This window comes from Pedobacter cryoconitis (assembly GCF_014200595.1).
Lineage (GTDB): Bacteria > Bacteroidota > Bacteroidia > Sphingobacteriales > Sphingobacteriaceae > Pedobacter > Pedobacter cryoconitis_C.
The window spans coordinates 728,581-753,602 of the sequence record NZ_JACHCG010000001.1; the positions used below are offsets into that span (position 1 = coordinate 728,581).

22 protein-coding genes are annotated in these 25,022 nt (G+C 40.6%); 9 read left to right on the forward strand and 13 right to left on the reverse strand.

Features of this window, described 5'->3' with window-relative positions:
• Entirely contained in the window at positions 1-1,293 is a 1,293-nt protein-coding gene (locus HDE70_RS03315) for a gluconate:H+ symporter (RefSeq protein ID WP_183887993.1), read from the forward strand.
• Positions 1,294-1,330: 37 nt separating this feature from the next.
• Here HDE70_RS03315 and HDE70_RS03320 read toward each other — a convergent pair whose 3' ends face one another.
• The 3 genes from HDE70_RS03320 to HDE70_RS03330 form a co-directional block, all read right to left on the reverse strand.
• Complete coding sequence (locus tag HDE70_RS03320) at positions 1,331-2,041, reverse strand: DUF2490 domain-containing protein (protein ID WP_183865279.1); 711 nt, start codon at positions 2,039-2,041, stop codon at positions 1,331-1,333.
• 105 nt (positions 2,042-2,146) lie between these two features.
• Positions 2,147-4,288 carry a peptidyl-dipeptidase Dcp gene (gene dcp / locus HDE70_RS03325; protein ID WP_183887995.1) on the reverse strand — a complete coding sequence of 714 codons (2,142 nt, stop codon included), beginning with the start codon at positions 4,286-4,288 and terminating at the stop codon, positions 2,147-2,149.
• Positions 4,289-4,391: 103 nt separating this feature from the next.
• On the reverse strand, positions 4,392-4,736 hold the full coding sequence (locus tag HDE70_RS03330) for a response regulator (protein WP_183887998.1): 345 nt from the start codon (positions 4,734-4,736) through the stop codon (positions 4,392-4,394).
• 142 nt (positions 4,737-4,878) lie between these two features.
• Between HDE70_RS03330 and HDE70_RS03335 the strand changes: the two genes are divergently transcribed.
• From HDE70_RS03335 to gpmA, 5 genes are all read left to right on the forward strand, one after another.
• Positions 4,879-5,658 (forward strand): DNA-formamidopyrimidine glycosylase family protein, encoded by a 780-nt coding sequence (locus tag HDE70_RS03335; protein ID WP_183888000.1) that lies wholly within the window; start codon positions 4,879-4,881, stop codon positions 5,656-5,658.
• A gap of 143 nt (positions 5,659-5,801) precedes the next feature.
• Entirely contained in the window at positions 5,802-7,541 is a 1,740-nt protein-coding gene (locus HDE70_RS03340) for an ABC transporter ATP-binding protein (RefSeq protein ID WP_183865283.1), read from the forward strand.
• Positions 7,531-9,294 carry an ABC transporter ATP-binding protein gene (locus tag HDE70_RS03345; RefSeq protein ID WP_183888002.1) on the forward strand — a complete coding sequence of 588 codons (1,764 nt, stop codon included), beginning with the start codon at positions 7,531-7,533 and terminating at the stop codon, positions 9,292-9,294. Before HDE70_RS03340 ends, HDE70_RS03345 begins: the two co-directional genes overlap by 11 nt.
• A 22-nt stretch (positions 9,295-9,316) precedes the next feature.
• On the forward strand, positions 9,317-9,934 hold the full coding sequence (locus HDE70_RS03350; protein WP_183888004.1) for a hypothetical protein: 618 nt from the start codon (positions 9,317-9,319) through the stop codon (positions 9,932-9,934).
• Between the two features lie 48 nt (positions 9,935-9,982).
• Positions 9,983-10,693, forward strand: coding sequence for a 2,3-diphosphoglycerate-dependent phosphoglycerate mutase (gpmA, locus tag HDE70_RS03355; RefSeq protein WP_183865286.1), 711 nt, complete (start codon positions 9,983-9,985; stop codon positions 10,691-10,693).
• A 15-nt stretch (positions 10,694-10,708) separates the two neighbouring features.
• On the opposite strand, the gene HDE70_RS03360 is transcribed toward gpmA, so the two are convergent.
• The 8 genes from HDE70_RS03360 to HDE70_RS03395 form a co-directional block, all read right to left on the reverse strand.
• Positions 10,709-11,170 carry a hypothetical protein gene (locus HDE70_RS03360; protein ID WP_183888006.1) on the reverse strand — a complete coding sequence of 154 codons (462 nt, stop codon included), beginning with the start codon at positions 11,168-11,170 and terminating at the stop codon, positions 10,709-10,711.
• A gap of 62 nt (positions 11,171-11,232) precedes the next feature.
• A complete protein-coding gene (locus tag HDE70_RS03365; protein ID WP_183888008.1) occupies positions 11,233-11,958 on the reverse strand; it encodes a transporter substrate-binding domain-containing protein in 726 nt (241 codons plus the stop codon).
• Between the two features lie 88 nt (positions 11,959-12,046).
• On the reverse strand, positions 12,047-13,627 hold the full coding sequence (locus HDE70_RS03370) for a M20/M25/M40 family metallo-hydrolase (protein ID WP_183888011.1): 1,581 nt from the start codon (positions 13,625-13,627) through the stop codon (positions 12,047-12,049).
• A 102-nt stretch (positions 13,628-13,729) separates the two neighbouring features.
• Positions 13,730-14,173, reverse strand: a complete 444-nt coding sequence (msrB, locus tag HDE70_RS03375; RefSeq protein WP_183888013.1) for a peptide-methionine (R)-S-oxide reductase MsrB — start codon at positions 14,171-14,173, stop codon at positions 13,730-13,732.
• A gap of 81 nt (positions 14,174-14,254) precedes the next feature.
• Positions 14,255-15,649, reverse strand: a complete 1,395-nt coding sequence (locus tag HDE70_RS03380; RefSeq protein WP_183888015.1) for an efflux transporter outer membrane subunit — start codon at positions 15,647-15,649, stop codon at positions 14,255-14,257.
• A 4-nt stretch (positions 15,650-15,653) separates the two neighbouring features.
• A complete protein-coding gene (locus HDE70_RS03385) occupies positions 15,654-18,812 on the reverse strand; it encodes an efflux RND transporter permease subunit (RefSeq protein ID WP_183888017.1) in 3,159 nt (1,052 codons plus the stop codon).
• Between the two features lie 8 nt (positions 18,813-18,820).
• Complete coding sequence (locus HDE70_RS03390) at positions 18,821-19,948, reverse strand: efflux RND transporter periplasmic adaptor subunit (protein WP_183888019.1); 1,128 nt, start codon at positions 19,946-19,948, stop codon at positions 18,821-18,823.
• Positions 19,949-20,051: 103 nt separating this feature from the next.
• Complete coding sequence (locus HDE70_RS03395) at positions 20,052-20,561, reverse strand: DUF2480 family protein (protein ID WP_183865294.1); 510 nt, start codon at positions 20,559-20,561, stop codon at positions 20,052-20,054.
• A gap of 344 nt (positions 20,562-20,905) precedes the next feature.
• On the opposite strand from HDE70_RS03395, the gene HDE70_RS03400 reads away from it, so the two are divergent.
• Positions 20,906-21,520, forward strand: a complete 615-nt coding sequence (locus HDE70_RS03400) for a helix-turn-helix transcriptional regulator (RefSeq protein WP_183865295.1) — start codon at positions 20,906-20,908, stop codon at positions 21,518-21,520.
• A gap of 11 nt (positions 21,521-21,531) precedes the next feature.
• On the opposite strand, the gene HDE70_RS03405 is transcribed toward HDE70_RS03400, so the two are convergent.
• Positions 21,532-21,957: a Dabb family protein gene (locus HDE70_RS03405; RefSeq protein ID WP_183888021.1), complete on the reverse strand. Its 426-nt coding sequence runs from the start codon at positions 21,955-21,957 to the stop codon at positions 21,532-21,534.
• 6 nt (positions 21,958-21,963) lie between these two features.
• Positions 21,964-22,806, reverse strand: coding sequence for an endonuclease/exonuclease/phosphatase family protein (locus HDE70_RS03410; RefSeq protein ID WP_183865297.1), 843 nt, complete (start codon positions 22,804-22,806; stop codon positions 21,964-21,966).
• Positions 22,807-22,948: 142 nt separating this feature from the next.
• On the opposite strand from HDE70_RS03410, the gene HDE70_RS03415 reads away from it, so the two are divergent.
• Entirely contained in the window at positions 22,949-24,316 is a 1,368-nt protein-coding gene (locus HDE70_RS03415) for a S41 family peptidase (RefSeq protein WP_183888023.1), read from the forward strand.
• A 79-nt stretch (positions 24,317-24,395) separates the two neighbouring features.
• Complete coding sequence (locus HDE70_RS03420; protein ID WP_183888025.1) at positions 24,396-24,992, forward strand: RNA polymerase sigma factor; 597 nt, start codon at positions 24,396-24,398, stop codon at positions 24,990-24,992.
• Positions 24,993-25,022: the final 30 nt, after the last annotated feature.

Sequence of the window (25,022 nt, forward strand, 5' to 3'; positions counted from 1 at the left end):
ATGGACTTATTACTCGTACTGTTTGGGATAATTATCCTGCTGATCCTGATCCTTAAAAAAGTAAGCCCTATGCTTGCACTGCTGATCGTAGCGGTAGCTACTGGGCTGATGCTGGGCTTACCCGTGGAAAAGGTAATGAATTCTGTGAGCAAAGGTATTGGCAATACGATGGGAGATATGGTCATGGTACTGGCACTGGGGGCAATGGTTGGCAAGCTGGCCGAAGACAGTGGAGCGGCAAAGAAAATTGTCTTTGTACTGGTCAGGATTTTCGGTATTCAGAATATACAATGGGCTGTACTGCTGACGGGTATTCTGGTCGGTATCCCTTTATTTTACAATGCAGGTTTTGTGGTTTTGATTCCATTAGTGTTTACGATTGCTTCGGCCGCTAAACTTCCTAAATTATATGTGGGTATCCCAATGGCTGCTGCACTGTCTGTAACCCATGGTTTTCTTCCTCCTCATCCCGGCCCGGTTGCCTTAGCGAGCATTTTTCATGCAGATATTGGCCGTACCTTAATTTATGGATTGATTATCAGTATTCCTGTGGCTATTATCGCAGGTATCTTTTTTCCAAGAGCGATTATCAAATTGCCTAAGGCAGACCGCGCGCATCAGAAACTGGACTTGCAGGGAGAGGAAAATTTACCGTCTGGACTGAAAAGTTTCATCATTGCACTTTCCCCGATATTTTTTATTGTAGTGGGAACCGTTGGGGTGTTAATCACTCAAAATCCTTCCGCTCAGCATATCCTTATCTTTATTGCAAATCCAACGGTAGCATTAACTATGGCAATTCTCATTACAATTGCCATTCAGCGTATGCCGATGCAAAAAGCAATGGATTCTTGTGTAGAAGGGGTGAAGAGTATTGCGATGATTATCCTGATTATAGCTGCGGGTGGTGCTTTTAAGCAAATACTGGTAGACAGCGGGATTGGGGAACAGGTGAAAACATTGACCGGTGATCTGCATGTTTCACCCTTAATTCTGGGCTGGCTGATTGCCGCGCTATTGCGGGTTACTTTAGGTTCTGCTACAGTAGCGGCATTAACAGCATCGGGTATGGTTATTCCTTTTATTACCGCAGGGGCTTCACCAGAACTCATGGTACTGTCTGTAGGGGCAGGGAGCTTAATGCTTTCCCATGTGAATGATACAGGCTTCTGGATGTTCAAAGAGTATTTTAACCTCAGCTTAAAAGAGACTTTTAAAACCTGGACAGTAATGGAAAGCCTGGTTTCTGTACTGGGATTGGGAGGGGTGATGCTGCTGAGTCAGTTTATATAAAAAGAGCCTGTTTAGCTTAGCTAAACAGGCTCTTAAATTAAAACCGGGTATATACTGCCAGTTGAATGACGTTATTTACCGAATTTGTACTTGCACCTTTTACGGCCTGGTTTAAATAGCCTGCTTCCAGATCGAACTTCTTACTGAAACGATAGCCCAGTGCTGCATAAGCTCTGTTCTGATCAAAGAAATGACCGCTTAATTTATCCTTATGCTGAACATTGAAGAAAAGTTCATTTTGCAAGGCTGCAAATAGTCCTTCTTCAAACTTTTGCGCTTCTTTCTTTAAAGGGATAAGGAAACGGACAAAATATCTAAAACGCTGTGCAAATACATCCTGATCACGTATTTTCTCTACAAACCGTTGTTCTAACCTGAACCTGTGGCTCACATTCACGGTACTGATCTTATGCTTGTGGATGTATTGTTGCCAGATCCGGTGCTCCACGAGTTTATGTTCGCCAAGGTCATCAATCTGATTATGAGTTTCACTTAGCAAATAACCCAGCGTCACATCATTTTGAGGGTTGATAAAATAAGTTATACCCGGTCTGAACAAGAAGTTTTTCACGTTACTCCAATTGTCTGAAGACCTGACCTGAACATCCAGGTGAGTTCCCCATTTTTCATTGATTTTAGTATTATTAAGCAAGAATAACCAGCCACTATTCTGAGAATTGGTCTGGGCAATGACAGTGGTGCCCAAAAAGCACAGGGCTGTCAGCAAGAAAATGTAAATACGGATCATCTGATTTTATTTGTGTGTCTCGCTAAAATAACAACAATATTGATAACACCCCATAAAAAAACGGGATTAAGCGTAAGCTTAATCCCGTTCAGTTGAAATTTCTTTTTATTTTGCAGTCAGACCACGGTTTTTCTCCATAGGGCCGATTTTTGGATCATGTCCTCTGAATTCGCGGAACAGCTTTCCATAATCTTCTGTATTTCCTTTGGATAAGATCATATCGCGGAAACGCTGACCATTTACTCTGTTTAAGCCTCCGTTTTCTTCAAACCATGAATAAGCATCGTCATCGAGCATTTCAGTCCACAGGTAGGCATAATAACCTGCACCATAACCTCCTCCCCAGATATGAGAAAAATAGCTGGTCCGGTAACGCGGTGGAACTTCATTAAGATCCAGTTTCAATTGCTTTAAAGAAGCTTTTTCAAATTCATCCGTGTTTTGAAGTGGTGCACTGGCCGGGATTTTATGCCATGCCAGATCTAAAGAAGCCGCAGCAAGTATCTCAGTCAGGTTATATCCCTGGTTAAAAGTGGCTGCTTTTTTAATCTTATCTACTAAAACCTGTGGCATTAACTCACCTGTTTTATAGTGAACTGCGTAGTTTTTAAATACCTGTGGATTTAATGCCCAATGCTCATTGAATTGAGAAGGGAACTCTACAAAATCACGCGCTACATTAGTGCCTGATATAGCTGGATATTGCTGATTGGCGAATAAACCATGCAAGCCGTGTCCAAATTCGTGGAACATCGTTGTTACATCACTGAAGCTGATTAAAGCAGGTTGTCCTTCAGCAGGTTTGGTGAAATTACAAACATTGAAAATTACTGGTTTAGTACCTAGCAATTTAGACTGTCCAACAAAATTAGACATCCATGCACCTCCTGATTTATTGTCACGTTTGAAATAATCACAGTAGAACAGACCGATCGTAGATTTATCTTTATCGAATACCTCAAATACTCTGACATCTTTCTGGTAAACCGGAAGGTCATGACGTTCTGTGAAAGTGATTCCATATAATAAATTTGCAGCATAGAAAACGCCCTTTTCTAATACCTTGTTCAATTCAAAATAGGGTTTAACCTGATTTTCGTCCAGATCATATTTTTGCTTTCTGACTTTCTCTGCGTAATAATCCCAATCCCATGGCTGGATTTTAAAACCTCCCTTTTCCAGATCTGCCTGCGCTTGAATATCTGCGGCCTCAGCTTTGGCTTTAGCAGTTGCAGCAGGAACTAACTGGGCAAAAAAGGCGTCCACAGCTGCTGGTGTTTTAGCCATCTGGTCTTGTAATTTCCAGCTTGCATAATCAGGGAAACCCAGCAGTTTAGCTTTATCAGCTCTTATTTTTGCAATACGTACAATCGTGCTGCGTGTATCATTGGCATCTTGTTTTTCTGTGCGGTTCCAGGAAGCCTTAAATATTTTTTCGCGTGTTGCACGGTTGGTTAAAGAGCGTAAAATAGGCTGTTGCGTAGTGTTTTGCAGGGAAATTAACCATTTGCCTGTTTGTTTATTTGCTTTAGCATCCTGGGCTGCGGCATCAAGTTCCCCTTGTGAAAGTCCGGCCAGTTCTGCTTTGTCTGAAAATAAAATCCCTCCTGCTTTGTTGGCTGCCAGTAACAGGTTAGAGAATTTTGTACTTAAGGATGCTTCTTCTTCGTTCAGCTTTTTAAGTTTGGTTTTATCAGCATCAGACAGCTTAGCGCCTGCCAGTTCAAATTGCTGTTCGTAGAACTCAACCAGGCGTTTAGACTCCGGATCGAGTTTCAATTGTTCACGTTTATCATAAATTGCCTGTACCCGTTTAAATAATTTGGAGTTCAGATAAATAGCATCCTGATGAGCTGCTTGTTTCGGCGCAATTTCTTCTTGTACTTTTTGTAGTTTAGGATTCGTATTTCCACTTGTTAAAGCACTAAATACATTGTTTGTCCTGGTTAACATCTGCCCGCTTTTTTCCATCGCCACCAAGGTGTTTTCAAAAGTCGGAGCATCCGGATTATCTGCAATTTTCTGCATTTCTTCTAACTGGATTTTCATTCCCTGTTCTAAGGCGGGTTGAAAATCGTCATCCTTAATCTGATCAAATGCTGGTGTCTGATAAGCAAGTTTACTCGCCTCATTAAAAGGATTAGCGGAGTAACCCGTTTGCTCATTGCCGGATTTCTCCTTGTTATTTCCGCAGGATGCGGTTACTGCAATGATGGCCAAAAGTGGCATGATGAATATTTTATTCATTTTTTATGATAAATGGTTTAGCCGAATTTACATAAAATACTGTAAGATGCTGATTCAGGAACTGGTAATAATCTGGTTACTGCGGGCTGATTGCTATTTGATATTAATATCTGCGCATCACGGACAACAAGTGTTCAATGTCAAAAGGTTTACAGACATAGCCATCAAAACCATAAATAGCATACTGTTTTTGAATGTTATTGTTACAGCTCAATGCAAGAACCGGGAGAAAGGGGAAATCCTTTTTGATAGCTGCACATAAACAGGTGCATTCTTCACCTGAAAGCCTGAAGTCGAGTAAAATCAGCTCGGGATTAAAGCTGTTGATTTTTGAAGCCACATCTTTATAATGAGGTATGGCAAGTACTTCAAAACTGGCATCTTCCAGCAGGAAGGTCAGTATATTGAGCAGGTCAGGGTCGGTATCCTGTACAATCACTTTTTTCATTATGACTCATTTTTATAAGAATCAAAAAATGAGTTTGAGAGCACTTGTTGATCTAAATTAAAGATAATGTTTTTTATGAATAAAAGGATAATAGAATTTTTCGCGTATATTTTAGCCTCATTTAACGAAAAACCTATACAATATGCCTGAATTACCAGATTTAGAAATTTTCAGCCGCAATCTTGAACAGCAACTAAGCGGCAAACTGCTGAAAGAAGTTATTGTGAAAAATGGTAAGAAACTGAATGTTTCTGTGAAAGAACTAAAGTCTGCTATTGAAGACCAGAAACTTAACCAGGTATTCCGTGCCGGAAAAGAATTGTACTTCGGATTCGAAAATAAGGCGGTACTAAGTATACATATGATGCTGAAAGGTGAACTTCATTTGTCTAAACAGGAAACGGTTCCTAAACATGCTATTATTGAACTGCTTTTTAAAGATGGCACTCAATTTTGTCTGACTGATTTTCAGGGAATGGCCAAAGCTACTTTAAATCCTGCTGCTGATGAAACCCCGGATGCTTTAGCTCCGGAAGTAGATGCCGGTTTCTTTAAAAAAGTTTTTGCTGCAAAAAAAGCAGCAGTTAAAAATGTGTTACTGGATCAGCACGTTATCCGTGGAATCGGCAATGCTTATGCAGATGAGATTTTATGGGAAGCTGGAATTTCCCCTTTTTCTGCGGCGAATAAGATTCCGGATGATAAGCTGAAAGATCTTTCCAAAGCGGTCAGACATGTATTGGAAAATGCAGTGAAACAGATTTCCAAAACTCACCCGGATATTATCAGTGGCGAAGTCAGGGATTTCCTGAAAATCCATAGTGCAAAGAAAACTAACAGTCCGTCGGGCGTGCCTATTCTGATTGTGAAAACAGGAGCAAGGAAAACCTATTATACAGAAGAACAAGAGGTGTTTAATTAAACTGACCGGTCTGAACAGTTCATTCACCGTTAAAATATGATTAAAACGAGATGGCCGATAAATTATTCCTGTAAAAATTTATAACTTCATCGGCTCAATAAACCAATGTTTATGAATTGGGGTTGAAGGAATAATCTTTAAAAATGAAAGAACAAATCAGTACTGATCAAAAGAGTCCTCCGGGAATATTCAGCCTGTTAAAACCCTATAGAGCAATGGTCATCATGCTCATTCTATTTGCACTGTTCAGCAATGGATTGAATTTATGGCTGCCCCGGATGATTGGTCATGGGATTGATGCTTATAATAGTGGAAACTTCTCCTATAAAGCTATCATCGTAGAATTTACGGTCGTCGCACTGATCATTTTTGTATTCAGTTACTTGCAGGGGATTGTACAGACTTTTGCATCAGAACGTGTTGCGCGCGATTTACGGACCAGGATTACCAGGAAAATTTCAGAACAGAGTTTTGTCTTTATTGAGAAAACCAATCCTTCGAAATTACTGACTAATCTGACTTCGGATGTAGATTCTGTAAAGTTGTTTATCTCTCAGGCTATCGTTTCTATAGTCTCTTCTATTTTTATTATCATTGGTGCTACAATTTTGCTGCTGAGCATTAACTGGAGACTGGGTTTAACTACAATTTGTATCATTCCCATTATTGGCGGCGCGTATTATATTGTATTGGGTAAAGTAAAAGTGCTGTTCAAAAAGAGCAGGGAAGTTATTGACTGGTTAAACAAAGTGATCAATGAAAGTATTCTTGGTGCTGCGCTGATCCGTGTAATTAATTCTCAGCAACTGGAATATGAGAAGTTTTTTAATGCCAGCACACAGGCGAAAAATATTGGTATCTCAATTTTGAGATTATTCGCATGGCTGATTCCCATCATCGTTTTTACAGCAAATATGGCTGGGTTAACGATTCTTGCTTTAGGCGGGCATTATGTGATTAAAGGGAGCATGACCATCGGGGATTTTGCTGCTTTCAATAGTTATCTTGCCTTATTGATTTTCCCGATCCTGGTGATTGGTTTTATGAGCAACGTGATTGCGCAGGCTACAGCATCTTTCGGAAGGATCAGCCAGGTGCTGAACGCAGAAGACCCTGCGGAAACGGGTACATTAACAACCAGTTTGACCGGGGCAATTGATGTACAAGCTGTAAGCATTATGTATGGAGAGAAATGTTCACTGAAGGACATTTCTTTTAAAGTAGAACCGGGTTCAAAGATTGCAATTATCGGGCCTACTGCTGCGGGGAAATCTCAGCTGCTTTATTTGCTGACCGGGCTTATTCATGCGAATTCAGGGAAAGTATTATATGATGGTAAACCTATTGAAGACTATCAGTCTGAGGCTTTTCATGCCCAGGTAGGGTTTGTATTTCAGGATAGTATTATGTTTAACATGAGTATCCGTGAAAATATTGCTTTTAGTGATCTGGTTACTGATGAGTCATTGGCAAAATCTATTGCTACCGCGGAGTTGAAGGACTTTATAGATGCGATGCCCGAAGGATTGAATACCAAGGTGTCTGAACGTGGATTGAGTCTTTCTGGTGGGCAGAAGCAACGGATTATGCTGGCCCGCGCATTAGCTTTAAATCCGAAAATATTATTACTTGACGATTTTACGGCAAGGGTTGACCCGCAAACAGAACAGAAAATACTGGCAAATATTACTGCGAATTATCCTGGTCTTACCTTGATTTCTGTTACACAGAAGATCGCAGCGGTACAGCATTATGAAAAAATTATCCTGCTGATGCAGGGTGAGCTGCTGGCAGAAGGCACACATGAGGAGCTGATGCAGAAAAGCCCTGAATATATACAGATTCTTAACTCTCAAGAAAGTACAAGCAATTATGAATTATAACCTGAACAGCCTGCCTGATGGGGAGGCGAAAAGTTCTACCTGGTCGGGTGTAAAGAGCTTGCTAAAGCTGGTAGAGCAGGAAAGAAAGACATTGATTATTGCACTCTGTGCAGTGCTGCTAAATGCTTCTTTAAACTTACTGGGCCCTTTTTTAATCGGCCATACCATTGATAAATATATCCTGACTAAACAGTATCATGGTGTACTGGTGTTTTCGGGGATTTTGTTGGCGATGTACATTACTGCATTTGTGAGCAGTTATTTTCAGACAAAGTTAATGGGAGGATTGGGGCAGCGTATTATTTTCGAATTGCGGAATGCCATCTTTAATAAAATTCAGCAGCTTCCACTTGCTTTTTTTAATGAAAATAAAGCAGGTGATTTGATTTCAAGGGTAAATAATGATACAGATAAACTGAGCCAGTTCTTTTCACAGGCACTGATGCAGTTTATTAGTAATATCGTGATTATGATCGGAGCAGGGATTTTCTTGCTGATCATCAACATCGAATTGGGAATGGCGGCTTTAGTACCTGCTGCTTTTATCCTGATTTTTACTAAATTAATCTCTCCCTGGATCAAGAAAAAGAATGCGTTAAACCTGAAGAGTACTGGTGCAATGAGTGCCGAAATTCAGGAAAGCCTGAATAATTTTAAGGTGATTATCGCTTTTAACAGGCGTGATTATTTCAGAAAGCGGTTTGATCAGGCGAATCAGAAGAATTATAAAACTGCGATTGGTGCGGGGCTGGCCAACAATATTTTCCTTCCTGTATTTGGATTATTTTCTTCCATTGCACAATTGACTGTTTTGTCGTTCGGTATTTACCTGATCACACAAGGGAATTTTACCATTGGTTTATTAGTGAGTTACCTTTCTTATGCAACCAACTTTTATAACCCGTTGCGTCAGTTAGCAGCTTTATGGACGAGTTTTCAGCTGGCTTTAGCGGGATGGGACAGGATCAGTCAGATTTTATCGCTGAACAATAACCTGGTGACTATTTCTTACGATGATACTGCAAATCCGACTAATGCAGTTCTGGAATTCAGGAACGTACACTTTGGTTATCCGGGTGGGTATGAGATTCTGCATAACATCAGCTTTGCGATGGAACGTGGTAAAACTTATGCGCTGGTAGGGCCAACGGGAGGTGGTAAAACAACTACGGCTTCATTAATGGCCCGTTTATATGATCCGTTGGAAGGGACAATCTTGTTAAGTGGTAAAGATATCCGTACTTACAGTGCAGAAGAACGTGCGGAGAAAATAGGTTTTATCTTGCAGGAGCCTTTCTTATTTACAGGAACAGTACGCGAAAATATTCTCTATAGTAATCCGCGTTATCATAAATTCAGTAATGAACAGTTTCTGGATGTACTGAAAGAGGCGAAATTAGAAGGGCTGCTGGCTACCTTTGATGAAGGGCTGGATACAGCGATCCTATCGGGTGGGAATAGTCTGAGTATCGGACAAAAGCAACTGATTGCCTTTATGCGGGCAGTTTTACGTAAACCGGAATTGTTGATTCTGGATGAGGCTACTGCTAATATTGATACGATAACTGAACAGTTGCTTGGACAGATTTTAGCTAATTTGCCGAAAGAAACTACTTTAGTAGTGATTGCACACCGGTTAAATACAATTGAAAATGCAGATGAGATCTTCTTCATTAATTCGGGGGAAGTAACCAGGGCAGGTTCTTTTAAAGAAGCTGTGGACAGATTGATGCACGGGAAAAGATTGAGTTAATTTCCCTTTTAAATGATTAAATATGGCAGTTACTAAATATGATCAGGAAGATATCTTACCTATCGTGATTCACGTATTGAGTTTTTCTACGATGAAATTTGCTGAATATGGGTATCGTTCCATTGTAGAAAATGAGGTTACGCCCTTAAAAGGGCTGGATGAAGGTGATGTGACACCAGTTATGTATTTTGAACTGCTGGAGGCTTCTGATGATGCTATCTCAATAGCTATCCGCGATTGTATAGCGCATATTAATGCCGCGGTTGATACCTTTTGTTTGTTACATGGCATAGATCTGGATGAATTGTATTCAGATGAACGCATTCATGAGCTGGCTTGTACGCTTTATTATGAACTGTGTGATTACGCAGAAGGGGTAATTGACAATGATGTGGAAGAAGCGATTACAGAATTACCTTTTGCAACTGCCAATGCTTTTTTCTTTTTATGCAAGCTGGTTATGGAGCAGGAGGTTGACCACGACTTTTTAATGGAAGACGGATTATACGGAAAAGGTGCTCATGAGCTTGAATTCATGGATACTTCCAATCCCAATGTGGCTATTTTGCACGACCTGGTTCTGGAGATTAAAAAAATGAACCTGGAAATTTCAGAGATTTATTCGAACAGGGCTAATTAAACAAAAGGGCTGTTTTTTATGTTCTACAAAGAGCATAAATAAATTTTCATGAATAAACTAGTTTTAATACGCCATGGACAAAGTGAATGGAACCTTGAAAACAGGTTCACGGGCTGGCAGGATGTCGATTTAAGTGAACAGGGCAGGACTGAAGCTTTACAGGCTGGTCAATTACTTGCCAAAGCGGGTTTTACCTTTGATATCGCTTATACTTCTGTTCTGAAAAGGGCAATCAAAACTTTACATATCGTATTGGAAGCTATGGATTCACTCTGGATCCCTGAAGTCAAAGCATGGCAGCTAAATGAGCGGTATTATGGTGCGCTTCAGGGGCTTAATAAAGCTGATACCATCAACAAATATAGCGCGGAACAAGTATTGACCTGGAGAAGGAGTTTTACGGTTCCACCACCAGCATTAACTGCCGAAGATAGCCGTTCACCTTTTAAAGATCTGCGCTATGCAGGTATCGATCCTTCACTTTTACCTTTAACTGAAAGTCTGGAAATGATGATGAAAAGGGTTATCCCTTATTATCAGAACGAAATCTCGCCAGCACTTAAAAGCGGGAAACATATTTTGATTGCAGCACATGGGAATACGCTTCGGGGACTGGTCAAATATCTTGATCAGCTTTCGGATGAAGATATTATCAATTATGAAGTGCCTACGGGGATTCCGCTGGTCTACGAAATGGATGATAGTTTTGTTCCTTTACGGAAGTATTTTCTTCATCCTGAGGTGTCAGAAAGCAGATAAAAATTAATGAAGGAGCTATTTAAGCTCCTTTTTGCAGTTTAGGGGTGCATAGATAAATCTACCCTGTGCAAAGTCTATCGGAATATCTTTTCTGAAATAGATTCTGCCCAGTACGCCTTCCATCTTTCCAATACCCATGACTAATTTGTCGTCTTTTTTCAGGAAGGCAAGCGGGTTTTTATAACCTATAGAGTTTTTGCCGATTTTGAAGGAATAAATAACGAATAAGGTATCGCCTTTAAATGCCCCCTCAAATTCTCCGTGATTGTTATCTTTTTTATAATAATTCACCACGAGATTTCCGCTGACTCTTCCCTTACTAAAAGATTGAAGTTCCATTTTGGCGGTATCTCTGCCATCTACAGCCATATAACAATTTGTGGCTATTGGTTTCTCCGGGTTTTTACCGTTATCCTGACGGCAACTGTATAAAACCGTTGATGCCAGGGCTAAATAAATTAGAATGGGATTTTTCATAAACGCTATTATTTAATATACAGACAGGATGCGCTGATGAGGTTAATTCCATAAGGATATGGCTATTTGTTTTGCTTTTTTAACCATTCATCTGCTTTCCGCTGCAATACTGTATCTGCTTTGTTGTACATCATTGCTTTAGCATAAGCAGGACTGAGCTGTTCTGTTAATTTGATCCAGTAAAGTTCAGGATGTTTTTTCTGCTGATATTTCGCTTCTGTCTCATCCGTAAACATTACATCTGCCTCTTTGTTTAACAGGGCTTTAAAAACCTGCTGGTTGTCTGGAATAACTTTTATCGTTGCGTTTTTTATATTCTTTCTGGCAAATGTTTCATTCGTTCCTCCTATATTCTCAATGATCCTGACTGCCGGTTGATCTATGGCATTAAAGTCTATGAATTTTGAACGGTCTGCTAAGCGGAAAACGGCCACCTTACGATCCATAAGTAACGGGACAGAGAAGTTGAATAGTTTTGCCCTTGTTGCATTCACTGAAATCCCACCTGCTGCAATATCAAATTTCCTGTCCAGCAGGTCGGAGCTCAGGTCTTTCCATGTGGTTTTAACAAAAATTACCTTCTTGCCTAAGTGTTTTCCTAAACGTAAAGCCAGTTCAATATCCTCCCCATGAAATTGATGTGTAACCGTATCAAAACTGGTCAATGGAGGATAGTCACCTGTAGATCCAACCCGGAGCACTGAATCGGCTGAGATTTTAGGACTACAGGCAAAGGCCAGCATTAAGGTTAAACAGAATAAAAGATAGCGGCGGAATTCAGATTTCATCTTATTAATATCAGCAATTTATCCTGAAAAAAAATAAGCCGGCTCTTGATTTTTCAAGAGCCGGCTTATTTTTAAAATATCTTATAAATTAGTTTACTCCACCTTTGCGGGTAGGTTTCACAACCGGAGGCCAGGTACCTGGTTCACCGGTTTTAGGATTAACAGGTAATACAACTCTGTCTCTCGATGTCTTTTCCGGATCTTCACTAGCCATATAAGCCAGGATTGCAGTCAACGTAGCATTGTTGCGTACATCATCAAATACAATCTTATCATAAGTATCTCTGTTGGTATGCCAGGTATAAGTTCCGTAAGACCAGCTGTTAGAACTTAACGAGAATGCAGGCGCACCCGCAGCAACAAAGGATGCAAAATCAGAACCGCCACCACCCGGAGCACCAGGGAAATTGGTCGTAATATGTTTTTTGATACTTTCAGGTACGTTTGTTAACCAGCGGCCCAGGTAATCATAAGAGTTCAGGAAACCTTGTCCTGCAAGATTTACAACTCTTCCGGTACCGTTGTCCTGGTTAAATACCACTTGTATATTTTTTACAATTTCAGGATGATCTTCCACAAAGGCTCTGGAGCCGTTTAGCCCCTGTTCTTCACTTCCCCAATGTCCAATTAAAATGGTTCTTTTAGGATTAGGGTACATCTTTTTCAGGATTCTTGCAGCCTCCATCATGGTAATCGTTCCTGTGCCATTATCAGTTGCACCGGTCCCACCATCCCATGAATCGAAATGTGCGGATAAAATCACATATTCATCAGGTTTCTCCGTGCCTTTAATTTCAGCTATCGTATTGAACGTTGGCACCAGGCCTTGTTCTTTAGATTCTACATGGACACTGATTTTAGGTTTGTTGCCAGACTCAGTTAGTCTGTACAATAGTCCGAAATCTTCTAAAGATATATCTACTGTGGGAATTGTTTTTGTATTTGCTCCGAATATTTTATTGGAGCCGAAGGCATTTGACCAGTTACAGGTCACTACACCCAGTGCACCTGCTTTTTCAAATGCAGCAGGCAGCGTTTTTAAAGTTAAACCTGTTTTTTTGATATTAGCAAACCAGGCCGTAGTCTGTGCAGTTCTGCTGGTTTTCATTTTGTCAAAAGATTCAGGAGTGGCAAACTCTGCCCAGTTATAATCAGGTCTTCCTGTAGGCTGGTTCATCGAGAACAAGACGAATTTTCCTTTAACTGTTGGCAGCCAGTTCTTAAAAGCAACTGAATCAGCAAATGCTGGAAGGACTACTGTTTCTGCAACTACAGATTTTCCTTTGGTACCTGGGCTCCAGGCCAATTGCATTCCTTCTAAAGATTTTACGCGGGGATAAACCATGTCAATATGAGAAATCCCTCTTTCCCAACCGCGCCATTCACCCCATTTCTCATTTTTTGCTGTAATTCCCCAGCCTGCATACTTCGTTACTGCCCAGTCATTAGCTTGTTTCATTTGTGGCGAACCTACTAAACGCGGGCCGACTACATCCATCAATTCATGTGCAAGGTTCTCTAACTGAGAATTTTCAGCAGCTTCTTTTACAATGTTGTCAATAACCTGGTTTTTTGTTTGCGCATAGCCGATATTTCCCGTGAGCAGCAGGGAAATAACAAGTGCTTTTGTGCTATGCTTTAAATAAGAGTGTGTTTGGATAGCTTTCATTAATTTAGTTGATTATAAATTAAAGGTAGCTATAAAAGGTTTTATCCTCCGAATGGTAACAAGATTGTGTCCTGTAGAAAGCTGATTGCTGATCAGGTTTGTTTACTGCTGATCAGGTTCAAATTCAAGGGAAACAGAATTCATACAGAACCGCTGATGCGTTGGGGCGGGGCCGTCATTGAAAATATGTCCAAGGTGAGAATCACAACGGCCACAGGTTACTTCAACTCTGCGCATGCCATAGCTGATATCTTCTTTATAAATTACACTGCTGGGTTTGATCGTTTCAAAGAAACTTGGCCATCCGCAGCTGCTTGCAAACTTAGCATCAGATTTGAACAATATATTTCCGCAAACTGCACAGTAATAAGTACCGGTTTCCTCACTATCCCAGTATTTTCCTGCAAATGCACGTTCAGTACCTTGTTCTCTCGCAACATGGTATAGATCAGCAGGCAAAATCTTTTTCCATTCCGTATTGGAAACCTCTAATTTAGTATCTTTCGTTCTGGAATAGTATGGGTTGTTTGCAGGATTCGTGTTCATACGATAAAGATAAGCAATACAATTAAAAAAAACAGGCTGCAAAAACTACCCTAAAGTAATCTTTGCAGCTGTCTGAACAACTTATTTCCACCCACCACCTAATGCGCGGTATAAATTAACCACTGCATGTAATTTCTGACTCTGATCATTGATGCCTTTTAGTTCTGCGGTCAGCAGATTTTGTTCGGCAGTCAGTACATCCGTATAATTTGTGTTCTTACTATAATTCAGCAGTTCCTTATTGAAGGATACTGCTTTCGTTAAAGCGCTTAATTGTTTTTGCCGCTTATCAGCTTTTTGCGTTGCAGACTGGTAAACAGCTAATGCATCGGATACCTCCTGGCTGGCTTTTAAAAGAGACAGTTCAAAATTGTACAGTGCTTGATTTTGCTGCGACTGTGCAGTCGTTAACTTTGCTTTATTGATACCTCTGTTGAAAATTGGCTGCGTAAGGCCGCCTGCAATATTTGCAAATAAACCAGCACTGTTTATCCATTCTTTAAGGGTAAGACTTGAAAAACCTCCTGCTGCGGTAATGGTTAATGCAGGATAGAAATTGGTTTTTGCCACGTTTGTGCGTTCAAATGCGGCTCTGAAAACGTATTCAGCTTGTTGCACATCTGGTCTGTTGGCCAGTAACTGGGCAGGAATACCAGGTTTTAAATCATAATCCAGCTTTTGCTGATGCAATGATGTCCTTTCAATTTTTCCGGGTGCCCTGGCAAGCAAGACGCTTAAAGCATGTTCCGTTTCCTTAATCTTCTGTTCGATATCAGGAATAGCCAGATCGGCCTCATAATAATTAGCCTCACTTTGTACCACCGCGACCCCGTTTAGTACAGAGCTTTCAAAAAGAAGTTGAATAGCCTCTGCATCAGCCTTTCTGTTTAAAGCCGTTTTTTGTGTCACTGCCAGTTGTTCATCCAGTGTTAGCAGATCATAATAGTAATTGGCAATGTTAGCTATCAATTGCGTTTGTATAGCTCTTTTAGCTGCATCAGAGGCTAGCAATTCCGCTAATGATGCGCGTTTAACACTGCTCAGTTTACCCCAGACATCAATTTCCCAGGCAGTTGTAATCCCGAAATCGTACTGCGTGGAATTGTCAAAAATGCCAAAGCTTTGAGGATACGCTAATTTTGACTGTTTAACTGAAACATTGGTATTAACCTCAGGCAAAAAAGCAGCTTTGCTCATTCTTAAATTTGCTTTTGCTTCATTGATGCGTTCAATAGCGATCTTCAAGTCAAAATTTGCTTGTAAACCTTGCAGGATCAAATGATTTAATATGGTATCAGTGAACACTGCTGACCATTTTAAACCTGTCATATTTGTGGTATCTGAAAGATTTCCATCGCGGTAAGCCGGCGCGCTGGAAATTGCGGGTTTGCTATAAGGACTGGTTACCTTACAAGAACTCCATAGACCTGAAACGATTACCAAAGGAATCAGGAAAGAGTGAAATACTTTTTTCATATAATTAAATGATTTCTGGAAAAGGTGAAGGAGCATGCTTAGGCGGGTGTACACCTGATATTTTCTCATGCAGAGCCTGAAAAAGAATAAATAATACAGGAATTACAAATACACCGAACAGGGTACCGATCAGCATTCCACCAACAGCGGCCGTTCCGATTGATTTATTACTCAATGCACCTGCGCCAGTAGCCAGCATTAATGGGATCAGTCCGAAAATGAAAGCAAAAGAGGTCATTAAGATAGGTCTTAACCTGGCCTTTGCACCATAAATTGCTGACTGGGTTATGCTTCTGCCACTTAATCTGTGCATTAAAGCAAATTCAACAATCAGAATCGCATTTTTGGCCAGTAGTCCGATCAGCATAATCAGACTGATCTGCAAGAAGATATTGTTGTCTATACCGAATATTTTGGCAAAGATAAATGCCCCTGCTAGTCCGATCGGTAAAGACAATAATACGGCCATTGGCAGGATATAGCTCTTATACTGTGCACTTAACAGAAAATAGATAAAGATCAGGCACAGTGCAAAGATTAAGGTCGTCTGGCTGCCGCTGGAAAGTTCTTCCTTAGTTAGTCCGGAGAATTCATGAGAATAACCACGGCCTAAAGTCTGTGCAGCAACTTCATTGATTGCCTTGATCGCATCTCCAGAGCTATAACCTATTTTAGGTGTTCCGGTTACCGTAGTAGAAGTAAATAAGTTAAAGCGGTTGATAAATTCAGGGCCATAAGTTTTCTTAAGCGTCACGAATTCTGTGATAGGTGCCATTATTCCTTTATCTGTTCTTACAAATACCTTATTGATATCTGCCTCTTTACCTCTGGAATCGGGGTGAGACTGCATCATTACCCGGTATTGCTTACCAAATTTGTTAAAATCTGAAGCATATAACCCACCATAATACCCTTGAAGTGTATTCAATACGGTCTTTACATTCACACCTGCATCTTTACATTTAGCTACATTTACATTCACTTCCAATTCAGGGAAGCCAATGTTAAATGGTGTTGCTGCATACATGATTTCCGGACGCTGGTTCAGCGCAGCCATGAACTTCCCTATGTTTTCTGAGAAATTTGCATAACTACCACCAGTTTTGTCCTGAAGCTGAACTTCAAAACCATTGTTGTTTCCAAATCCCTGTAAGGTTGGTGCAGCAAAGAAGATGACTTTAGCACCTTTAATATGGCCTGTTTTTGCAAATAGCTGATTGACAATACTAGTCACATCCTGGTTTTTATCTTTCCTTTCTTTCCATGGTTTCAGGCGGATAAACAGTGCACCATACGAACCACCAAATCCATTGATCAAGTCCATTCCGGCCAACCTGGAAGAAAGTTCTACTTCAGGAATGGAACGGGCTATACTATCTACCAGATTAGTGATTTCTTCTGTGCGTTGCAAGGTTGAGGCAGGAGGGAGGATCACATCTCCATAAATTGCTCCACTGTCTTCATTCGGTACAAACCCGGTAGGAGTAGTCTTGATCAGGAAATAAAAGATTCCCGCAAATACTGCAATTCCAGCTATAGATACCCATTTTCTACGGATCAAAAACCGGACTCCTCCAATATATTTATTGGTCACCGCTTCAAATGCAGTATTAAAGCCAGCATAGAATTTAGGTAAGAATCCAGTTGGCTGCGTATGTTTTTCAGGCCCATGTGGTTTCAGAAATATAGCACATAAAGCAGGGCTCAGTGTTAAAGCATTTACCGCTGAAATCACAATAGCCACTGCAAGTGTTAATCCGAATTGCTTGTAAAAAACTCCCGCAGAGCCTGTAATAAAAGTTACAGGAAGGAATACAGCCGACATAATCAGGGTGATCGAAATGATGGCACCACTGATTTCACTCATCGCATGCATCGTAGCCTTTTTGGCTGATTTTGCACCCTGATCCAGTTTCGCATGTACCGCCTCGACAACTACAATCGCATCATCGACCACAATTCCAATGGCCAGTACTAAAGCGAATAAAGTAAGCAGGTTGATCGTGAAACCAAAAAGTTTCAGGAAAAAGAATGTTCCGATAATCGCTACCGGTACTGCTATCGCAGGAATTAAAGTTGATCTTAAATCCTGAAGGAAAATAAAGACAACAATAAAAACCAGGATAAATGCTTCTATTAAAGTGGAGACTACTTTTTCAATTGACGCATTCAGAAAATCATTGGCATTGGAGAAGGGATGATAAGTTACACCCGGAGGGAAGTCTTTCGAAGCCTCCTTTAAGATATTTTCACAGGCAATAATCAGCTCCCTGGCATTTGCACCAGAAGTCTGGCTGATGGCACCTCCCGAAGAAACCTTTCCTTGCGTGATCAGCGAAGTGGTATAATCCTGTGCACCGAATTCTATGTCAGCCACATCTTTAAGGCGTAATAAACCGCCTTGTTTAGCACTGCGAAGGATAATATCTTCAAACTGTTTGACTTCTTCTAAACGGCCAGTATATTTCAAGGTATACTGAACAGACTGATTACTGTTTTCTCCCAATTTACCGGGTGCAGCTTCAATGTTTTGTTCTTTCAGCGCTGCTACAATATCATCCGGGATTAAGCCCTGATTCGCCATGGCACCGGGTTTTAACCAGATTCTCATAGAATATTCCTGCATGCCGTAAATTTGTGTGCTTCCCACGCCATTTACCCGTTTCATTTGAGGCATGATGTTTATCCTCAGGTAATTGTCCAGGAATTTCTGGTCATAGACAGGGTTGCTGCTGTAAAGTAAAAAACTATAGGCCTGACTGCTCAGTTCCTTACTGGTTGTGATCCCGGCTTTGATTACCTCTTCAGGTAGTAAACTGGTTGCTTTAGTCACTCTGTTTTGCACATTAATAGCTGCCTGATCAGGATCTGTTCCCTGTTTAAAGAAGATCGTAATCGTAGCACTTCCGTTATTACTTGCAGTAGAGGTCATATAAGTCATATGCTCTACCCCGTTAATCTGTTCTTCTAGTGGAATAATGACGCTTTTCATCACCACATTGGCATTGGCACCCTGATAGGCAGCCGTTACAGAAACTGTGGGCGGGGCAATATCGGGATATTGGGAGATCGGTAAGGAGGTCAATCCTAATATTCCCAGGATGACTATAATGATCGATATGACCGTAGACAATACCGGGTTTTCAATAAATTTCTTTAACATGTTTATGCTTATTTCGAGGTTGAAGGATTGGGTTTAATTTTCATACCGTCTTTTAAATTACCCAGGCCCCCGGTAACGATCTGGTCGCCTGCGGCCAGTCCTTTGGTAACCACGTAGTCTTTATCCGTAACAGCTTCCAAAATATCAATTGCCGTATGGTGAACGATATTTTTCTGGTCAACTTTAAAGACAAAGTATTTGCCCTGCAATTCGAAGGTTGCAGACTTAGGTACCATAATTGCATGGTTTAACTGAGTTGGGATTCTGATAGTCGCACTTGCACCACTCCATAATCTGGCTTCCGGGTTTGGGAATACTGCTTTAAAATTTGCAGCCCCGGTTGAGGCATTCAGTACACCGCTCAGTGTTTCAATTTTACCTTTTATGCTGTACATTTCTCCGCCTTGCATTAATAGAGATACCTGTGGCATATGCTTGAATTTCTCATTGACTTTCTGGCCATCATATTGATTTAAGAATGTGCCTAACTGCTGCTGACTCATAGAAAAGTAAGCATAGATCTGTTTGGTGTTGGCAATAGTGGTTAAAGCAGTTTCGGAGGTACTGCTCACCAGGCTGCCTATTTTATAAGGCAAACTTCCTACAACCCCGTTAATAGGACTTACAATATTGGTATAAGCAAGTTTGGATTTCGCTGCCGAGAGATCTGCTTTTGCCTGATTAAGCTCTGCTTTTTTTACCTGCTCTGCATTTTTGGCAGAAGTAAGTTCAAAGGAGTTTACAATTTTCTTTTCTACCAGTACTTTTGTCCTTTCTGTTTGAGTGCTGGCAGTTTCCAGGTTAGCTACAGCGGCAAGTACTGCTGCATTTTTATTATTCATTTCCTGCTGGAAACTATTGGCATCTATTTTAAATAAAGGTTGTCCTTTAGTAACTATTGTTCCTTCTGATACATAAACCTGTTCGATGTAACCATCTACTTTGGAACGGATCTCTACGGTTTGTTCTCCTTGCAGGGTAGCCGGATATTCTGCAAAAAGACCGGCCTTTTGCGGTACAATAGATAAAACGGGGAATTCTTGTATATTCTCCTGCTGCTGCGGGTTTTTAGAATTTCCACAGGAAGATAAAATCAGGCAAGCTGAAAGGCAGGAGTAAATTAGCGTTGTTTTCATCAGTATATAATTGTTGTTTAATGGCGATGAAGCTATCATGTGCTACGCGATTTTGTTCATTTCGGTTGGTGTTCTGCCGCACATGATGGTTTCATTATGGTTTTTATGAGTTTTTTTTCTTTTTATAAATCATGATCGGAGAACCGGCTTCTCCCCACATCAGGCTTTGTACGTGTTCCATCAGGTAGCCTGTGGCGCAGACGTAAACTTCAGGAGGAACTATCGTACTTGCTTTAAGCACTACTTTTTGATCATTGAATGTACTATAGTCTATCTTTTTTACTCTTTCCATCCAGATCAGCTCCGTATGATCCTGCTGATTGGCAAAGTAGACGCAACCGGTAAAAGGCTTAAGCAATGAGGTGATATATACATAAGCCCAATAAGGGACGATCGCATCATTTGAGCAGTGAATAATTATCTCTTTTCCGGTAAACTGACTCCAGTTAATCTGGATCATATCTACCCGGAATACTTTCTCTTTTAACAGGTATCCCTGGAATAAATAAGGCACAAGATCAAAAGCTATGTATTCTTGTTTAAGGGGTTTGTAATTAATCAGATCCAGCGTGATAATACCGCTCAGTTCCACTTTATTGATAATTTCTTCCATTTTGTTTGTTGTTGTATTGGCAGTTTCATTTTATTTTGGGCACAGGGATCCCCTGCCCACATAAAATCATTTTTTTAAGGGGTAAAGAATAAAGGTGGATGATGGCCCTTTATTGCTTAATTGCGGTTTTAAGAAAAATCAGTTGCAGGGCAGCAAATGATCAGGATGTCTTTCGCATCAGCACATTCCAATAGGGAACAAGAAATACTGGTTGTTTTTCCGAAGTAGACATAACTATGATTGTGCGTAATTTTAAAGGCATAACTATGATTTAAAATATGAATAAGTTCAGCAAAGTTAGTACTTTTGTTAATAAAACAACCAAACACTTGTTTTATTAATTTATGATGACAAACAGATTCCTGATGCTGCTTAAAACCCGTGGTGCCTTAACTGCTTCCGCAATTGCGCAAGAACTTGGCATGACAAAGGAAGGCGCGAGGTTACAATTATTAAAATATACAGAGGAAGGGTTAATTGAAGCTGCGAACGAATCCAGCGGGGTAGGCAGGCCTAAACAATTCTTTAGTTTAACAGCTTCCGGGCATGCTAAATTTCCTGATACTCATGCTGAACTTACTGTAAAACTGATTAATATGATCAGAAGTACTTTAGGGGACAATGCGCTGCAAAGTGTAATGGATGCCAGTGAGCAGACAGGCAGAGATAAATACATGCTGGAATTGGAGCCTATTGATGAGCTGGAAGAAAGGATTGCAAAACTAACAGAGATCAGAAGCAGAGAGGGCTATATGGCAGAGTACAGTAAGGATGAGGATGGCTATTTATTCATTGAAAATCATTGTCCTATCTGTGCAGCTGCAACTTCCTGCCGGGGATTTTGCTCTGGAGAACTGAATGTATTCAGATTTGTATTGGGAGAAAAAGTGGATATTAACCGGTTAGACCATATCGTTTCCGGAGACAGGAGATGTTCTTACCGGATTGCGCTTAAATAGCCTGAGATTTCTCAGGCATCTATAGCATCGTAAACAATAACTTTTTCCCATAAGTGACTGCAATTTTTTATGAATTCCAGGTGTATCGGATGGGTCTGGTAAACCGCTTGTCCGGCCAGGTCTTTAAAGAAAATCAGTTCGGACACTGCCCAGCTGTTATCTACTACATCGCGCTTTTCTGTACTGGCTACGATACCTACTTTAAGGTGATTTACTGTTTCTATAGCTGAAAGCGTTTTTACACCGGCAACCAGCTGGTCACGGTCTGCTATTGAAGCCGGGTTTTTCAACCAGAAGAAAACATGATGCACTACCGGAAATTCTTCTTTGTTTTTCATTTCGTTATTTGCTGGCATCATTGGCATTGCTGTTGCTGCGGCGGTTCCTGCGACAAGAACAGCAGCTGTCCCGATAAATTTTCTTCTGTTTTTGTTCATTACTGATTATTTAAGTGTTACCTCCACTAAGATAGGAAAATGGTCTGAAGGATACTTACCTTGATAAGAATCAGTTAAAATACCCCATCTGTCTGCTTTAAAGTCTTTGGTTACAAATACATGGTCTATGATTTCAAATCCATCCAGGTGTTTACCGAATTCATTGAAAGAGGGATTGTTTACATAAGGATATTTAACCTGGCCATAAGTGTCGTTCAGATAACCAGATCTGGCTAAGGTCAAATACCATTCACTGTCTTGTCCGCCATTTAAGTCGCCTGTAAATACAGCTGGTTCATTCCCTGCGATTTCTTTCATTTTACGGACGATCAGTTTACTGCTTTCTACTCTTGCAATTTTTCCCTGGTGGTCAAAATGTGCGTTGAAATAGTAGAATTTGCTGCCAGTTTTTATGTCCTGTAATTCAATCCAGGTACAAATCCGGTTGCAGCAAGTGGCATCCCAGCCTAAACCTGGTTGATCAGGAGTTTCTGACAACCAGAAGTCTCCCTTTTTTAAGAGCTTGAATTTATCTTTTTTATAAAAAATAGAAGAGTGTTCACCACCGTCTTTTCCATCATCACGGCCACGGCCATAATGTGCATATTCTGGTAAAGCGTTGTTAATGTCGTCCAGTTGGTTTTTAAAACCTTCCTGAATCCCGAAAACGTCGTATTGATGAAAGCGTAACAGGTTAGCAACAACCGGGGCTCTTTGTACCCATAGATTGCCTATGTCACCTTTGTTATCATTACGCAGATTATAAGTTCCGATAATGAGCCGTTGTGCAAAAAGCTGAGTGCTTAAAAATAAAAGGAAAAGGGCTGTGATACTTGTTTTTCTAATCATAATCTTAATAAATGTGACTAATATAATGATAGTTTTACTAACCGGGGAGTGCAATTGCTTTTCGCAGTATTATATGTTTTTATCTTAATATAAACTTTATACAGAGCGGCTACATTTACTGTACATCGATATTAACGTTTTTATGAAGACATGCTCTCTGTTGATCAAAACGCTGCTATTATACCTGTTTTTTTTCTCCATCACTGGTTGCCGTAAACCGGAAGACAAACCAGATTATCCTGCCGGCAGCCAGGAAAGTATCAATTCCTGGGTGCTGGACAGTATGAAAGTATATTATTACTGGAATACAAGTTTACCCGGAAAACCTGAGCTGAATACCGATCCTCAGGCTTTTTTTAAAGGGCTGCGAAATGGTGCTGACCGTTTCTCTGCACTGGTAAATCCGGATCTTCCGGAAAGCTACCCGCCATCTTTAGCGCATACTTTAGGATTTGACTGGATTACCTTGCAGACCGGGGACGGGCAGGTGCAAACAGTAATCAGCCTGGTCGTTCCAGGTTCCAGAGGTGCAGAGAAAGGATTGACGCGAGGAGATCTGATTAAAACCATCAATGGAACAGTGCCATCCGCAGCTAATATCGCAGCACTAACCACCACAAGTATTCTACAGCAAAGCGCAGAACTTGAATTGGCTGGGAAAACCGGAACAATTAAAATTTCCAGGTTAACCAATTCCGAAGATCCGGTATACACTTATAAAGCGTTTGAATCTGGTGGTCAAACTTATGGTTACCTGTTTTTAAATTCTTTTGAAGAAAGTGCCTTAGTACAATTAAAAAAGGCTTTTACTTATTTTAAACAGGAGCAAGTTCAGGAATTAATTGTTGACCTCCGTTATAATCCCGGAGGCAGTGTACCTGTCGCGGCTACCTTAGCTGCGCTGATCTCTTCCAATGCTACTGAGGGCGCTACTTTCGTAGAATATCGGGGGAATTCAAATGCAGGTTCAAGAAAAAGTAGTTTTGGCGCAGAACTGGGTAAGGTTCAAACCGTCCAGAAAGTCAGTTTTTCCGGGCTTTCCGATTATCGGCTCAACCTTAGCAGAGTTTATGTATTGACAGGTAGTCATACGGCATCTGCGGCCGAACTGCTGATCAATTCGCTAAGACCTTATCTGACTGTTATTCAATCCGGGCAGCAAACACTAGGTAAGGATATGGCCAGTTTCGTTATTAAGGACTACAGAAATCCGCAGCTTGTTCCGAAATGGGAAATCTATCCCATGATTTTTAAATTATACAACGCTGCCGGAAAAGGGGATTACAGCAATGGGTTAATACCAGATCAAACCGCTGATGAATTGTCAGCACTTCCTTTAAAACCTTTCGGTGATATTTCAGATCCGCTGATCCAGAGTTGTCTTCAGAAAAGTTTTGCTGGTGCCGGTCAGGTCAAAACTGAAGCGGTCAGTGAAAAATCCAAAGTTCTTTTTGATTCCAGGATTCCGGTCGATTTGAAATCAAACCTGACGATCGTCAGACCGAACTAGCAATTGTTTCATTTAAGTTAACATTTAATTAATCTGTAGTTTATATACTACATCATTCTGAAACTTAAATTTGTAAGGTATGACGGTATTAACAAAAGGTATCATTCAGGATTTCATTAATGGTGATGAATATGCTTTTACCCAGGTTTATCAGCTATATTATAAAGATATCAGGGCTTACTGTTTTCAACATACACGTGCTGCTGAAATCGCAGATGAGCTAACCAGCGATGTTTTTTTGCGTCTTTGGGAAGCAAGGGCAAATCTTGATCCGGAACGGGAGATTAAACCTTACCTTTTTACTATCACAAAAAATGTAACTTTTGGCTGGTTAAAGCGCATGCTTTCTGATCAGAAAATGAAGAATGTATTCCGTGGGAGATATTTGTCTGCTCAGGAAGAAGCAAGTCAGCATGTTGCAATTACTGCGGCTATGGATCTTGCTTTGCTCCGTAAAATTATGGGGCGTATTCCCGCTAAGCGCAGGCAGACCTTTGAATTGTGTAAAATTGATGGGTTCACTTATGCTGAGGCGGCTAATATGCTGTCTGTGAGTAAGGAAACTATTAAAGAGCACATGAGTTTAGCGAAGAGAGATCTGAATAAACTTGCGGACGCAGCTGATTACCTTTACTTCTTTTTGCCCCTTCTTTTTTCTCTGGATAATTTATTTTAATTCCATCCCCCCTAAAGGGATCGCCCGATA